Genomic DNA, 15,392 nt, shown 5'->3' on the forward strand with positions numbered 1-15,392 from the left:
GGGCCGACGCCTCGGGGGGTGACTGCTGATGGGGTTCAACAATCCTGCGATTCCGTGGTCGGAACTCGAGCGACGCCTCTCCGATGTGCGGCGACCCGGCGCCGACGAGAGCAAAGACGGTGGCGACGGGCCGGCATTCTCCCGCAAACGCATGCCGTACGTTCCTCCTGCCCCGCCGCCGCCCGCCGCAGAGGTCGACGACGGTCCCTTCGTCGGCTACGCCGAACTGCACGCGCATTCGAACTTCAGTTTTCTCGACGGCGCATCCTCCCCCGAGGAGTTGCTCGAAGAAGCGGCACGGCTCCGGATGCATGGGCTCGCCCTCACCGACCACGACGGTTTCTACGGGGTCGTGCACATGGCCGAGGCGGCGGAGGCCTACCCGAGCGTCTCGACGGTCTTCGGCGCGGAACTCTCCCTCGGGCTGAGCAAACCGCAGAACGGAATGGCCGACCCCGAGGGAACCCACCTCGTGGTACTCGCCCGCAAGCAGGAGGGCTACCACAGGCTCTCCGGTGCGATCACGACCGGCCAGCTCGCCGTCGATGCCGAGAAGGGGCGACCGCTCTACGACCTCGAGCAGTTGGCCGACCAGTCCCGCGGTGGGAGCGGGGCCGACGGGAGCGAGGCGGCGGGCTGGGGTTCCGGGTCCGGTTCCGGGTTCAGTGGCGGCTCCGGGTTCGGCGGGGGTTCTGCCTTCGGCGACGGTTCCGGTGAATCCGCGTGGCTGGTGCTGACGGGGTGCCGCAAGGGAGCGGTGCGGCAGGCGCTCGCCTCCGACGGACTACCCGGGGCTTCCCGTGAGCTCGACCGCCTCGTCGCCCTGTTCGGGCGGCAGAACGTGTTGGTCGAACTCTTCGACCACGGCAATCCGCTCGACAGTGATGCGAACGACGCCCTCGCCGAGCTGGCCGCGAAGCACCGCGTCGACACGGTCGCGACCGGCAATGTGCACTACGCCACGCCCAAACAGTTCCCGCTCGGGCAGGCGCTGGCCGCCGTCAGGGCACGCCGCAGCCTCGACGACCTCGAGGGGTGGCTGCCGGCATCCGCGGGCTCGCACCTGCGCTCGGGTGCCGAGATGGCTGCGCGTTTCGCGCGATACCCGGGCGCCGTCGAACGCACGGTCGAGATCGCCGACGACCTGTCGTTCCAGTTGCGCACGGCTAAGCCGAAGCTGCCCCGGCAGGAGGTGCCGGAAGGCCACACGCCCATGTCGTACCTTCGCCAACTGGTCGACGAGGCGATGCCCACGCACTACCCCCATGCGACCGACGACGATCTGAAGCGCATCCAGAGCGAACTCGCGGTGATCGAGCAGAAGGACTTTCCGGGGTACTTCCTGATCGTGCGCGACATCGTGCATGAGGCACGGCGGCTGGGCATCCTCTGCCAGGGTAGGGGCTCGGCCGCGAACTCAGCGGTGTGCTTCATCCTCGACATCACAGCAGTTGACTCGATCTTCTACAAACTGCCGTTCGAACGGTTCCTGTCGAGCATGCGTGATGAAGAACCCGACATCGATGTGGATTTCGACTCCGATCGTCGGGAGGAGGTCATCCAGTACGTGTACACGAAGTACGGTCGCCGGAACGCCGCCCAGGTCGCGAACGTGATCACCTACCGGCCGAAGTTCGCGGTGCGCGACATGGCGAAGGCGCTCGGGCACAGCCCCGGCCAGCAGGACGCCTGGTCGAAGCAGATCGAGCGCTGGGGGTCGAAGGTGGCGAGCGAAGACCACGACATTCCGGCTGATGTGATCGACCTGGCCGAGCAGGTGCTGAAGTTCCCGCGGCACATGGGCATCCATTCGGGAGGAATGGTGCTCACCGACAGGCCCGTCGGTGAGGTCTGCCCGATCGAGAACGGTCGGATGGATGGCCGCACCGTTCTGCAGTGGGACAAGGACGACTGCGCGTGGATGGGTCTCGTCAAATTCGACCTGCTCGGGCTGGGCATGCTGTCGGCGCTGCAGCACTCGCTCGATCTGGCGCGCGAGCACCTGGGTGAGGCGTGGAGCCTGCAGAGCATCCCGAAGGAGGAGCAGGGCGTCTACGACATGCTCTGCCGCGCCGACTCGATCGGTGTGTTCCAGGTCGAGAGCCGTGCCCAGATGGGTACGCTCCCCCGGCTCCAGCCGCGCCGGTTCTACGACCTCGTGGTAGAGATCGCGCTCATCCGGCCCGGGCCCATTCAGGGTGGTGCCGTGCATCCGTACATCCGCCGCAAACTGAAGCAGGAGCCCGTCACCTACCTGCACCCGTTGCTCGAAGAACCTCTCGAGCGAACGCTCGGGGTGCCACTCTTCCAGGAACAGCTGATGCAGGTGGCGCAGGCGGTCGGCAACTGCTCACCCGAAGACGCAGACCTGTTGCGGCGGGCGATGGGCTCGAAGCGCGGCATCGAGAAGATCTCGTCGCTGAAGACGAAGCTGTTCGCAGGCATGGCCTCGAACGGCATTGCTCCGGATGTCGCGGAGCAGATCTACCAGAAGATCGAGGCGTTCGCGAGCTTTGGTTTCGCCGAGAGCCACTCGAACAGCTTCGCGCTGCTGGTGTACGCGAGTTCGTGGTTCAAGCTGCACTATCCGGCAGCGTTCCTCGCGTCGCTGCTGCGAGCCCAGCCGATGGGGTTCTACTCTCCGCAGACGCTGGTGGCGGATGCCCGGCGGCACGGTGTCGTGGTGCATCGCCCCGACATCCAGTGCTCCGGGGTGATGGCGGGGCTCGAGCCGAGCGCGGCCGCGGGAGGCGGCGCGGCTGCGGGTAGTGCGCGCGCGGGAGCCGGCGATGGCGGGGTTGCGGGCAGTGCGCGCACGGCCTGTGGCGGGGCGGTGCCGGCCGTGCACACCGCCGCCACGGGCATGGACGCCTGCCTGCACACGGCCGACCACTTGCCGAGTGAGGTGTTCGACCGGTCGGTTCCGGCCGACTACCGGGAGCACCGTCGTGACGGCAACCTCGTTGTGCGGCTGGGGCTTGCCGAGATCACGTCGATCGGGGCGAAGCTCGCCGAACGCATCGTGGCGGAGCGCGATCGTGGCGGCCCCTACCGCGACATGGCCGACGTGGCCCGGCGCAACGACCTCAACACCGCGCAGATGGAGGCGCTGGCCGCCGCCGGAGCCTTCACCAGCCTCGACCTGACCCGTCGCGAAGCGCTGTGGGAGGCCGGCAACGCCGCCCAGGACCGCCCCGAGTTTTTGCAGGGCACCCACGTGAGCGTGCAACCGCCGCTGCTGCCGATATTGAGCCCGACCGAGCAGGTGGTCTACGACCTTTGGAGCACCGGCATCTCGCCCGACGACCATCCGGTCGCGCACTCCCGGGACTGGCTGGATGACCGGGGCGCCCTCTCGATCGAGAAGTTGCAGACGTGCGAGAACGGGCGCCGCATCGAGGTCGGTGGGGTCGTGACGCACCGGCAGCGTCCAGCGACGGCCAGCGGCATCACCTTCGTGAACCTCGAGGATGAGACGGGCATCCTGAACGTGATCTGCAGCGTGGGCGTCTGGAGCCGCTACCGCCGGGTCGCCCGGGAGGCGCCGGCGATGGTGGTGCGCGGCATCCTCGAGCGCACCGAAGACGGCATCGTCAACCTCGTGGCCGACCGCATCGAGCTGCTGCCGCTCGGTGCGCCCACCCGCTCCCGCGACTTCCGCTGACCCGCCCCACACCTCGAGCTGCGCCGCCCCCGTGCACAATTCAGGCACAGCCACCTGCCGAGGATGTGTCACCGATGGCGACGTCGCATGCCTGAATTGTGTACGGTGGCGCGCAATAGGGCGCGGCGCGCGGTGCGGCGCCGCGGCGGCAGGCCTTTAGTGGGCGGCCTCGTTCCAGTTCTGGCCGCGGCCCAGCTGCACGTCGAGCGGCACCTTGAGGGTGGCTGCGGTCGACATCCGTGAAGTCACAACGGCCGCCAGCGCATCCCACTCCCCCGGATACACATCGAACACCAGCTCGTCGTGCACCTGCAGCAGCATGCGCGACTGAAGACCCTGCGAGGCGAGGTCGAGTGAGATGTTCACCATCGCGATCTTGAGGATGTCGGCCGCCGTGCCCTGGATCGGGGCGTTCAGCGCGGCGCGTTCCGCATTGTCGCGCAGCACCCGGTTGCCGCTGTTCAGGTCGGGGAACATGCGGCGGCGACCGAAGATGGTCTCGGTGTAGCCGTCTTCGCGCGCCTGAACGACGACGTTCCGCAGGTAGTCACGCACGGCGCCGAACCGTTCGAAGTAGTCGGTCATCAGCTGCTTCGCCTCTGCGGTGGGGATGCGAAGCTGCTTCGAGAGACCGAAGGCCGACAGCCCGTAAGCGAGACCGTACGACATCGCCTTCACCTTCGAGCGCATGGCCGGCGACACATCCTCGGGCGAGACTCCGAAGATGCGCGCGCCGACGAAGCGGTGCAGGTCTTCGCCCGACTGGAAGGCCGCGATCAGGCCGGCGTCTTCCGACAGGTGCGCCATGATGCGCATCTCGATCTGCGAGTAGTCGGTGGTGAGCAGGGTCTCGTACGACTCGCCGACCATGAAGGCCTTGCGGATGCGGCGACCCTCTTCTGTTCGCACCGGGATGTTCTGCAGGTTGGGGTCGGTCGACGAGATGCGCCCTGTCGACGAACCGGTCTGCACGTAGGTGGTGTGGATGCGGCGGTCGGGCGCGATCGATTTGTCGAGTGTTTCGACGATCTGGTTCAGCTTCGTGGCGTCGCGGTGCGAGAGGAGCAGGTCGAGGAACGGGTGCGGCGAGCTGGCCTGAAGATCGGCGAGCGAGACTGCGTCCGTCGAATAGCCGGTCTTGGTGGCCCGGGTCTTCGGCATGCCGAGCTGGTCGAAGAGCACCTCCTGGATCTGTTTCGGCGAACCGAGGTTGATCTCCCGTTCAATGATCGCAAAGGCCTGCGTGGCGAGATCGGTCGAGCGGGCGGTCAGTTCGGCCGAGAGCTCGGAGAGCTGCGGGTGGCTCACGGCGACACCGTCGAGCTCCATTCGGGCGAGCACAGCCAGAACGGGCATCTCGATGGTCTCGAGCACCGAGCGCGAGCCCGCATCTAGCTTGCCGTCGAGCACACGTGCGACCCGCCCGATAAACCAGGCCTGCACGGCCGGGCCGATCACCGAGTCGTCGTCGGGTACCAGTTGGTTGGGGTCGGGCGAGGGAAGCGTCTCGGCGAGCATCCGGTCGACCAGATCGGCCAACGTGGGCGGGGTGCCGTCGGATTTCAGCAACCAGGCAGCGATCGACGTGTCGAAAGTGACGCCGGAGACCGTCAGGCCGGCGGTGAGGAGGGCCTTGAGCTGATGTTTCGCTCCGTGCAGGATCTTGGGGGCATCCGAGGCCAGCCAGTTCTCGAACGGCAGATAGTCGCGGCTGTCGGGGATCCACGGCAGGAAGACGGCGGAGTCGGAGGCAGCGAGGCCGAAACCGATGGGCCGGCCGTCGAGCAGTTCGGTCGACAGGGCGAGCCCGAACGGTTCGGCGGCGGTGACCCGGGCGAGCCAGGCGGCGAGTTGCTCGTCGAGCAGGGTGCTCGGCACCGGCGCCACAACCGCCTTGGGGTCGACCCCGCCCTCACCCGATGCGGAGCCGACGGCGCCGCCGACGCCGCCCGCCGAACCGGAGCCGCCTGCGCCACCGTTTCCGCCCGAAGCGGCATCGAGGCCGTCGAGCTTGAAGACCCGCTCGAGGAGGGTGCGGAACTCGAGCCGCTCGAACAGGTCGCGCACCCATTGCTCGTCGACCGGTCGCCGATCGAAGTCGGCCGGGCCGGCCTCGAGCTCGACATCGGTCAGCAGGCGGTTGAGCCGCCGGTTCCGTACAGCGTTCTCCTGGAATTCGCGAAGACTCTCGCCGACCTTGCCGCCGATCTCATCGGAGCGTCGCAGGATCTCCTCGAGGCTGCCGAACTGGTTCAGCCACTTCACTGCGGTCTTCTCGCCGACCTTCGGGATGCCCGGCAGGTTGTCGCTCGTCTCCCCCACCAGAGCGGCGATCTCGGGATACTGGTGCGGTTCGATGCCGTAGCGCTCGAACACCTTGTCGCGGTCGTACCGGGTGAGGTCGGTCACGCCCTGCCTGGACGGATAGAGCAGCGTGACGTTGTCGTTCACCAGTTGGATCGTGTCGCGGTCGCCCGAAACGACGAGCACGCGAAAGCCCTGTTCGGCGCCCTGCACAGACAGGGTCGCGAGGATGTCGTCGGCCTCGTAGTTCTCCTTCTCGAGGGTGATGATGTTCATCGCGTGCAGGGCGTCTTTCAGCAGGGGGACCTGGCCCATGAACTCCGGCGGAGTCTCACCGCGGGTGCCCTTGTACTCGGGGTACTCGGTGGTTCTGAAGGAGTGCCGCGAGATGTCGAAGGCGACGGCGAGGTGGGTGGGCTTCTCGTTCTTCAGAAGGTTGAGAAGCATCGACAGGAAGCCGTGGATGGCGTTCGTGTGCTGCCCGTCACGGGTCTGAAAGCTGTCGACCGGCAGCGCATAGAACGCCCGGAAGGCCAGCGAGTGGCCGTCGATGAGAAGGAGGGTGGGCTGTTCGTTGTCGGGCACAGCTCAAGCCTACTAAAGCCCACCGACAGCATCCGGAGGCCCTGGAGGGATGCTCGGGCTAGGCGTCCCGCAGCAGGTTCGTGATGCGCACCGTCGACAGGCGGCGGCCGGCGTCGTCCGAGATCGCGATCTCGTGCACGGTCAGGGTGCGACCCAGCTTGATCGCCGTGCACACGCCGGTGACGGTTCCGGATGTCGCGGAACCAGTGTGACTCGCGTTGACTTCGATGCCCATGGCAAGGCGACCCGCACCGGCATGGATGTTCGCAGCGGCCGAGCCGAGGCTCTCGGCGAGAACGACATAGGCACCGCCGTGGACCACACCGAACGGCTGGGTGTTGCCCTCGACAGGCATCGTGGCAACCGCACGCTCAGCTGTCAGCTGGCTGAAGACGATACCCATGCGCTCGGCCAAGGCGCCACTGCCCAGAGCGAGTGCTTCGGCCTCGTTGATGGCGCTGCCTACTTCTTGACGCTCAGCTGCTCGATGATCGCCTGGGCGACGTCGTGCATGGTGAGCCGGCGATCCATCGAGGCCTTCTGGATCCAGCGGAACGCCTCGGGTTCGGTCAGGCCCATCTTCTCGTTCAGCAGGCCCTTGGCCCGGTCGACGAGCTTGCGGGTCTCGAAACGCTCGACGAGGTCGGCGACCTCTGCCTCGAGCGTGATGATCTGGGCGTAGCGCGAGAGGGCGATCTCGATGGCCGGAAGAAGATCGTTCGGCGTGAACGGCTTGACGACGTAGGCGAGGGCACCGGCTTCGGTGGCCCGCTCGACGAGCTCCTTCTGGCTGAAGGCGGTGAGCAGTACGACGGGCGCGATGTGACCCTTGCTGAGGCGCTCGGCAGCGGAGATGCCGTCGAGGAGCGGCATCTTGACGTCCATGATGACAAGGTCGGGCCGGAGCTCGGTGGCCAGTGCCACAGCGGTCTCGCCGTCGCCGGCCTCGCCGACGACCTCGAAACCGGCGTCGCGAAGGATCTCGACGATGTCGAGTCGGATCAGGGATTCGTCTTCAGCGACAACCACACGACGGGGTGCGGAGGTGGAGGCAGGTTGGTCGGTCACAGAGATAACCCTACGGTATTCTGAACGGTGTTGATGCGAGCCGGTGTGGCGGAATGGTAGACGCGGCGCACTCAAAATGCGTTGTCGCAAGACGTGTGGGTTCGAGTCCCACCACCGGTACAAGAGTCTGAAAGTTTGTGCACCATCGAGAAAGGCCCGGGAGAATCCTCCCGGGCCTTTTCTGTGGAGCTGGCGTCTGCCTAGTGGTCGAGCTCTTCAGGATCGGGCTTCTGCGGGTTGTGGCCCTCACCGACGATGTGCACGCGCATGTCGTTGGTGGTGCCGGCCTTTCCGGGAGGGGATCCGGAGATCACCACGACCTTGTCGCCGAGGGCGGCCAGGTTCTCACCGAGCAGCACGTCGTCGACCTGCACCATCAGCTGGTCGGTGTGCTTCACGCGATCCACGAGGTACGACTCGACGCCCCAGGAGAGCGCCATGCGGTTGCGGATGCCCGGCTCCGGTGTGAGCCCGATGATCGGGATGCTCGACCGCAGCCGAGTCATCCGCCGCACCGAGTCGCCCGACTCCGTGAAGACCACGAGGTACTTGGCGCCCACGAAGTCGGCGACCTCCGAGGCCGCGAGCGTGATCGCGCCGGCCTGGGTGCGGGGCTTCGTGCCGAGGGCGGGGATGCGCTCCAGGCCGTGGACCTCGGTGGACTCCACGATGCGGGCCATGGTCTGCACCGTGATGACGGGGTACTCCCCCACGCTCGTCTCGCCGGAGAGCATGACGGCGTCTGCCCCGTCGAGCACGGCGTTCGCCACATCCGAAGTCTCTGCGCGGGTCGGGATCGGTGAGGAGATCATCGATTCGAGCATCTGCGTTGCGACGATGACGGGCTTCGCCATGCGGCGGGAGAGCTCGACGGCGCGCTTCTGCACGATCGGCACGGCTTCGAGGGGAAGCTCCACGCCGAGGTCGCCACGGGCGACCATGATGCTGTCGAAGGCGTCGATGATCTCTTCGAGGTTCTCGACGGCCTGAGGCTTCTCGATCTTGGCGCAGACCGGGATGCGGCGCCCCTCTTCGGCCATGATCTCGTGCACTCGGGAGATGTCGGCGGCGTCGCGCACAAACGAGAGCGCGATCATGTCCGCACCGAGCTTCAGGCCCCAGCGGAGGTCCGCTTCGTCCTTCTTGGACAGAGCGGGAACGTTCACGGCGACGCCGGGCAGGTTGATGCCCTTGTTGTTCGACACATTGCCGGCCACGATGACCTCGGTGGTGACGACGACGCCGTCGGTCTCGATGACGCGCACCTTGACCTTGCCGTCGTCGATGAGGAGGAAGTCGCCGGGAGCGACATCCTGCGGCAGGCCCTTGAAGGTCGTGCCCGAGAGCTCGCGGGTGCCGAGCACGTCTTCGGTGGTGATCTTGAAGATGTCACCCTGCTCGAGGTAGTAGGGGCCCGCTTCGAACTTGCCGAGGCGGATCTTCGGGCCCTGCAGGTCGACCAGCACCGCGACGGCGCGGCCGGAGTCTTCGGCGGCCTTCCGCACGGTGGCGTAGATGGCCTCGTGCACGTCGTAGGTTCCGTGGCTGAGGTTCATGCGGCAGACATCGACACCGGCATCGATGATGGCCCTGAGGTTTTCGTACGACGACGTTGCCGGCCCGAGGGTGGCGACGATTTTAGCGCGTCTCATGTGTGTGAGTTGCTCCGTGTTTCTGCGCGTGAGCGCATCGATGGGGTACGGGTAAGTCTGCTCGTTCTAGACCGTGATTGCACGGTCGCGCGGGGAAACGGGGAATGGCAGTTCGGTGGCGCCTTCGAGATATTTGTCGACGGCTGCGGCCGCTGCACGACCCTCGGCGATGGCCCAGACGATCAGCGACTGGCCGCGGCCTGCGTCACCGGCGACGAAGACGCCCGGGATGCTCGTCTCGTAGTCGTCGCCGCGCTCGACATTGCCGCGCTTGTCGAAGGCCGCGCCCACCTGGTGGGTGAGACTCTGGTCTTCGGGGCCGGTGAAGCCGAGCGCCAACAGCACGAGGTCGGCCGGGATCTCGCGCTCGGTGCCGGCTTTCGGCACACGACGACCGTCGAGGTACTCGGTCTCGGCGACACGGATGGCGCGCACCTCACCGGATTCGTTCGAGAGGAACTCGACGGTGGAGGCGAGGTAGACGCGCTCTCCGCCCTCCTCGTGGGCACTCGACACCTCGAAGAGGTTCGCGACCATCGGCCACGGCTGCTCCTCGGGACGCTCGGCCGGCGGCTGCTGCCCGATGGCGAGGTTGGTGACGGAGATCGCCTGCTGGCGGTGCGCGGTTCCGATGCAGTCGGCTCCGGTGTCGCCGCCGCCCAGAACCACGACGTGCTTTCCCTCGGCGGTGATCTGGTCGTGCACCGTGTCACCGGCGCCGACCTTGTTGCCCTGCACGAGGTACTCCATGGCGAAGTGCACGCCTTCGAGGTCGCGGCCGGGTATCGGCAGGTCTCGGGGAACGGTCGCGCCGGTGCAGATGATCACCGAGTCGTAGCGTGAGCGGAGGTCGGCCCAGGTGATGTCGACCCCGATGTTGATGCCGGCACGGAAGCGGGTGCCCTCGGCCATCATCTGGGTCAGGCGCGCCTCGAGGTGCTTCTTCTCCATTTTGAAGTCCGGGATGCCGTATCGCAGCAGTCCGCCGATGCGGTCGTCGCGCTCGTACACCGCCACGGTGTGGCCGGCACGGGTCAGCTGCTGTGCCGCCGCGAGGCCCGCAGGGCCCGATCCGACGACCGCCACCGTCTTGCCGGTGAGGCGTTCCGGCGGGTGCGGGGTGACCCAGCCGTTGGCGAAGGCCTGGTCGATGATCGACACCTCGACCTGCTTGATGGTCACCGCGGGCTGGTTGATGCCGAGCACGCAGGAGCTCTCGCAGGGCGCCGGGCAGAGCCGACCGGTGAACTCGGGGAAGTTGTTCGTGGCGTGCAGGCGTTCGATCGCCTGGCGGCCCTCGCCGCGCCAGGTGAGGTCGTTCCACTCGGGAATGAGGTTGCCGAGGGGGCAGCCGTGGTGGCAGAACGGAATGCCGCAGTCCATGCAGCGCCCGGCCTGGCGGCGGGTCTCCGACGGATCGGCGGCCTCATAGACCTCTTTCCAGTCCATCAGGCGGATCGGCACGGGGCGGCGCTTGGGGACTTCGCGCTCCGTGACCTTCAGGAATCCCTTGGGATCAGCCACCGGTTACCTCCAGAATTCTCTCCCAGACCACGTCGCCGTCGGGGTCGAGACCCTCGTCGACGGCGGTCTGGCGGGTTGCAAGCACAGCCGCGTAGTCGCGCGGGAGCACCTTCACAAAATCACGGACAGTCGTGTCGAAGTCGGCCAGCATCGCGGAGGCGACTGCCGACTCGGTCTCCGACTCGTGCTCGACCAGCAGGGAGCGCACCAATGCCGTGTCGTTCTCGTCGAGCGCCGACAGCTGCAGCTCGCCCGAGCCGAGCGAATCGGTGTTGACGAGTTCGGAGCGCAGCTTGTACACATAGGCGGTGCCGCCCGACATGCCGGCTCCGAGGTTCCGCCCGGTCTCACCGAGGATGAGGGCGACACCACCCGTCATGTATTCGAGAGCGTGGTCGCCCACACCTTCGGCGACGGCCGTCGCACCGGAGTTCCGCACCAGGAAGCGCTCACCGACGATGCCCCGGATGAACATGCTGCCGCTCGTCGCGCCGTACCCGATCACGTTGCCGGCGATGACGTTCTGCTCGGCCGCGAACGTGGCCGCCCGGTTGGGACGCACGATGACGCGCCCGCCGGAGAGACCCTTGCCGACGTAGTCGTTCGAGTCGCCTTCGAGGCGGAGCGTGATGCCCCGCGGCATGAAGGCGCCGAGCGACTGGCCGGCTGAGCCCGTGAGGGTGATCTGGATGGTGTCGTCGGGCAGCCCGTCTTCACCGTGCCGCACCGTGACTTCGTGGCCGAGCATCGTGCCGACCGCCCGCTCGGTGTTGCGGATCGGCAGGCTGATCACCACGGGTTCGCCGAACTCCAGGGCCTCGGCCGAGTCCCGGATGAGACGGTTGTCGAAGTGCTTGTCGAGGTCGTGCTCCTGCTGCCGGTGGTTGACCCGCGGCTCGTCGTCACCGAACTCGGGACCGACGAGGATCGGGCTGAGGTCGAGGCCGTCGGCCTTCCAGTGATCGACGGCGTGGTCGACATTCAAGAGTTCGTGGTGGCCGATGGCCTCCTCGAGCGAGCGGAAACCGAGCTCGGCGAGGTACTCCCGCACCTCCTGAGCCAGGAATTCGAAGAAATTCACGACGAACTCGGGCTTGCCGGTGAAGCGCGCACGGAGCTCGGGATTCTGCGTGGCGACGCCCACGGGACAGGTGTCGAGGTGGCAGACGCGCATCATGACGCAGCCCGAGACGACGAGGGGCGCGGTGGCGAAACCGAACTCCTCGGCACCCAGCAGCGCGCCGACGATGACGTCACGGCCGGTCTTCATCTGGCCGTCGACCTGCACGACCACCCGGTCGCGCATGCCGTTCAGCATCAGGGTCTGCTGGGTCTCGGCGAGGCCGAGCTCCCAGGGGGTTCCGGCGTGCTTCAGTGAGTTCAGCGGGCTCGCGCCCGTTCCACCGTCGTGGCCCGACACGAGCACGACGTCGGCGAGGGCCTTCGTGACACCGGCGGCGACCGCCCCGATGCCGTTCTGGCTCACGAGCTTGACGTGCACCCGGGCCTCGGGGTTGGCGCGCTTGAGGTCGAAGATCAGCTGCTTGAGGTCTTCGATCGAGTAGATGTCGTGGTGCGGCGGCGGCGAGATGAGGCCGACGCCAGCGGTCGCATGACGGGTGCGGGCGACCCACGGGTAGACCTTCGTCGGGGGCAGCTGGCCGCCCTCGCCGGGCTTCGCGCCCTGCGCCATCTTGATCTGGATGTCGGTGGCGTGCGTGAGGTACATGCTGGTCACGCCGAACCGACCAGAAGCCACCTGCTTGATGGCGCTGCGGCGTTCGGGGTCGAGGAGCCGCGCGGTGTCCTCGCCGCCCTCACCCGTGTTCGACTTCGCACCGAGCCGGTTCATCGCGATGGCGAGGGTGGTGTGTGCCTCTTCGGAGATGGAGCCGTAGCTCATCGCTCCCGTGGAGAAACGCTTGACGATGGATTCGACCGACTCGACCTCGTCGAGCGGCACCGCGGGGCGCGCATCCGTCTTCAGCTTGAAGAGACCGCGGAGGGTCATCAGCTCGGCGGCCTGGTCGTCGACGAGTTTCGTGTACTCCCGGAAGATGTCGTACCGGCGTGCCCGCGTGGAGTGCTGCAGGCGGAAGACGGTGTCGGGGTTGAACAGGTGCGGCGGGCCCTCGCGGCGCCACTGGTACTCCCCGCCAACAGCGAGCGGTTCGTGCACGGTGATCGCGCCGTCTTCGGGGAAGGCCGCCCGGTGCCGGCTCGCGCTCTCGGCCGCGATGACGTCGATTCCGATGCCGCCGAGCTTCGAGGATGTTCCCGTGAAGTACTCGGAGACGAAGCCCTTGTCGAGGCCGACGGCTTCGAACGCCTGGGCGCCGGCGTAGGAGGAGACCGTCGAGATGCCCATCTTGGACATGATCTTCAGAACGCCCTTGCCGAGCGCCTTGATGACGTTCTTGACGGCCTTCTCCGGCGTGATGCCGGTGATCATGCCGCTTCTCACCAGGTTCTCGCAGGTCTCCATGGCGAGGTACGGGTTGATCGCCGAGGCGCCATAGCCGATCAGCAGAGCGACGTGGTGCACTTCGCGCACGTCACCGGCCTCGACGATGATGCCGACCTTCATTCGGGTCTCGCGACGGATGAGGTGGTGGTGCACCCCGGAGAGCATCAGCAGCGACGGAACCGGCGCGTACTCCTTGTTCGAGTCACGGTCGGAGAGCACGATGAAGAGCGCCCCGTGCGCGATGGCCTCGTCGGCCTCCGCGCACATCTCCGCGATGCGCTCCTGCATGGCCGAGGGACCGTTCTCGACACGGTAGAGGCCGCGGATGGTCGTGGTGGTCGAGCTGCCCGAAGTGGGGTCGATGTGCTGGATCTTCGCCAGCTCGTCGTTGTCGATCACGGGGAAGTCGAGGATGACCTGGCCGGTGTGGCCGGGTGTCGCATCGAGCAGGTTGCGCTCGGGGCCGAGCCCCAGCCGGAGCGAGGTCACGACCTCTTCGCGGATCGAGTCGAGCGGCGGGTTCGTCACCTGCGCGAACTGCTGCGTGAAGTAGTCGAACAGCAGCCGCGGGCGCTTCGACAGCACGGCGATCGGCGTGTCGGAACCCATCGCGCCGAGCGGCTCCGCACCGTTCTTCGCCATCGGCGTGAGCAGGATGCGGATCTCCTCCTCGGTGAAACCGAAGGTGCGCTGGCGGCGCGTGACCGACGCAGGGGTGTGCACGATGTGCTCCCGCTCCGGCAGGTCGCGGAGGTTGATGCGGCCCTTCTCGAGCCATTCGGCCCAGGGCTCGGAGGCTGCGAGGTCGGACTTGATCTCATCGTCTTCGATCAGGCGACCGGCCTCGGTGTCGACGAGGAACATCTTGCCGGGACGGAGCCGGCCTTTTCGCACGACTCGGGCCGGGTCGACGTCGAGCACGCCGATCTCGCTCGCGAGCACGACGAGGCCGTCGTCGGTGATCAGGTAGCGGCCGGGGCGGAGGCCGTTGCGGTCGAGGGTCGCGCCGACGAGGTCGCCGTCGGTGAAGACGAGGGCGGCCGGGCCATCCCACGGCTCCATCAGCATGGAGTGGAACTCGTAGAACGAGCGGCGCTCGGGATCGAAGTCGGCGTTGTTCTCCCACGCCTCCGGCACCATCATCATGATGGCGTGCGGAAGCGGGCGACCGGCGAGGGTCAACAGTTCGACGACCTCGTCGAAGGACGCGGAGTCACTCGCACCGGGTGTGACGATGGGCAGCAGCGGTTGCATGTCGCCGAGCAGCTCGCTCTTCAGCTGCGACTGCCGGGCGCGCATCCAGTTGCGGTTGCCCTGCACGGTGTTGATCTCACCGTTGTGCGCCATCATGCGAAGCGGCTGCGCGAGCGGCCACGACGGGAACGTGTTGGTGGAGTACCGCGAGTGCACCAGGGCCAGCTTCGACGCGAAGCGCTCGTCGCTGAGGTCGGGGTAGAACGGCTCGAGCTGCAGCGTCGTGACCATGCCCTTGTAGGTCAGGGTGCGGGCCGAGAGCGACATGAAGTACACCTCGTGCTCGTGCTCGACGCGCTTGCGGAGCCGGTAGGTGAGCCTGTCGAGGTGGATGCCCGAGGGGGTGTCGCCCGAGGCGTCGTGGTGCTTCGCGGTGACGAACAACTGCCGGATCGCGGGCATGGCCTCTCGGGCCAGCCGACCGAGCTCGTCGGGGCGCACCGGAACGTCGCGCCAGCCGAGAACCGTGAGGCCCTCTTCGTCGGCGATTTCGGCGAGGCGGGCGATCACGGTCTCCCGCTCGTCGTGGTCGAGTGGGAGGAACGCGTTGCCCACGGCATAGTGGCCGACCGCCGGCAGTTCGAAGCCCGCGACAGCACGCAGGAACTCGTCGGGGATCTGGGTCAGGATGCCTGCACCGTCGCCGGTACCGGCGTCTGAGCCGACGGCGCCCCGGTGCTCGAGGTGCCGGAGGGCATCCAGAGCCGTGTCGATGATGTCGTGCCCAGCCGTGCCGCGAAGAGTCGCGACCATGGCGAGGCCACAGGCGTCCTTCTCGTTCGAGGGGTCATACATACCCTGAGCGTTCGGGTTCATGCTGAAGCTGGGCGAGATGCTGTGCTCAACCATAGGAATCCATCCCCCCGGAACTGTG

General features: G+C 67.1%; 7 protein-coding genes and 1 tRNA gene. 2 read left to right on the plus strand and 6 right to left on the minus strand.

Annotated features, from left to right (window positions below; translation table 11 throughout):
• Positions 1 to 28: 28 nt before the first annotated feature.
• Positions 29 to 3,664, plus strand: coding sequence for an error-prone DNA polymerase (locus B7R22_RS08425; protein WP_116411320.1), 3,636 nt, complete (start codon positions 29 to 31; stop codon positions 3,662 to 3,664).
• A 156-nt stretch (positions 3,665 to 3,820) separates the two neighbouring features.
• Here B7R22_RS08425 and polA read toward each other — a convergent pair whose 3' ends face one another.
• Genes polA through B7R22_RS19160 form a run of 3 tightly spaced genes read right to left on the minus strand, consistent with a single transcriptional unit; the run spans position 3,821 to position 7,621 of the window.
• A complete protein-coding gene (polA, locus tag B7R22_RS08430) occupies positions 3,821 to 6,553 on the minus strand; it encodes a DNA polymerase I (protein ID WP_116411321.1) in 2,733 nt (910 codons plus the stop codon).
• Between the two features lie 58 nt (positions 6,554 to 6,611).
• Positions 6,612 to 7,007: a hotdog fold thioesterase gene (locus B7R22_RS08435; protein WP_253258974.1), complete on the minus strand. Its 396-nt coding sequence runs from the start codon at positions 7,005 to 7,007 to the stop codon at positions 6,612 to 6,614.
• 8 nt (positions 7,008 to 7,015) lie between these two features.
• Positions 7,016 to 7,621, minus strand: coding sequence for an ANTAR domain-containing response regulator (locus B7R22_RS19160; RefSeq protein WP_172582271.1), 606 nt, complete (start codon positions 7,619 to 7,621; stop codon positions 7,016 to 7,018).
• Between the two features lie 39 nt (positions 7,622 to 7,660).
• On the opposite strand from B7R22_RS19160, the gene B7R22_RS08445 reads away from it, so the two are divergent.
• Positions 7,661 to 7,741 (plus strand) — tRNA-Leu (locus B7R22_RS08445).
• A gap of 80 nt (positions 7,742 to 7,821) precedes the next feature.
• Here the strand turns inward: B7R22_RS08445 and pyk are convergent.
• From pyk to gltB, 3 genes are all read right to left on the minus strand, one after another.
• The gene (pyk, locus tag B7R22_RS08450; RefSeq protein ID WP_116411324.1) at positions 7,822 to 9,273 is read right to left on the minus strand and encodes a pyruvate kinase; all 1,452 of its coding nucleotides are present in this window, start codon (positions 9,271 to 9,273) and stop codon (positions 7,822 to 7,824) included.
• Between the two features lie 66 nt (positions 9,274 to 9,339).
• Positions 9,340 to 10,797, minus strand: a complete 1,458-nt coding sequence (locus tag B7R22_RS08455) for a glutamate synthase subunit beta (RefSeq protein ID WP_116411325.1) — start codon at positions 10,795 to 10,797, stop codon at positions 9,340 to 9,342.
• Positions 10,790 to 15,367 (minus strand): glutamate synthase large subunit, encoded by a 4,578-nt coding sequence (gltB, locus tag B7R22_RS08460; RefSeq protein WP_116411326.1) that lies wholly within the window; start codon positions 15,365 to 15,367, stop codon positions 10,790 to 10,792. Before gltB ends, B7R22_RS08455 begins: the two co-directional genes overlap by 8 nt.
• Positions 15,368 to 15,392: the final 25 nt, after the last annotated feature.

The organism is Subtercola boreus, assembly GCF_003399635.1.
Lineage (GTDB): Bacteria > Actinomycetota > Actinomycetes > Actinomycetales > Microbacteriaceae > Subtercola > Subtercola boreus_B.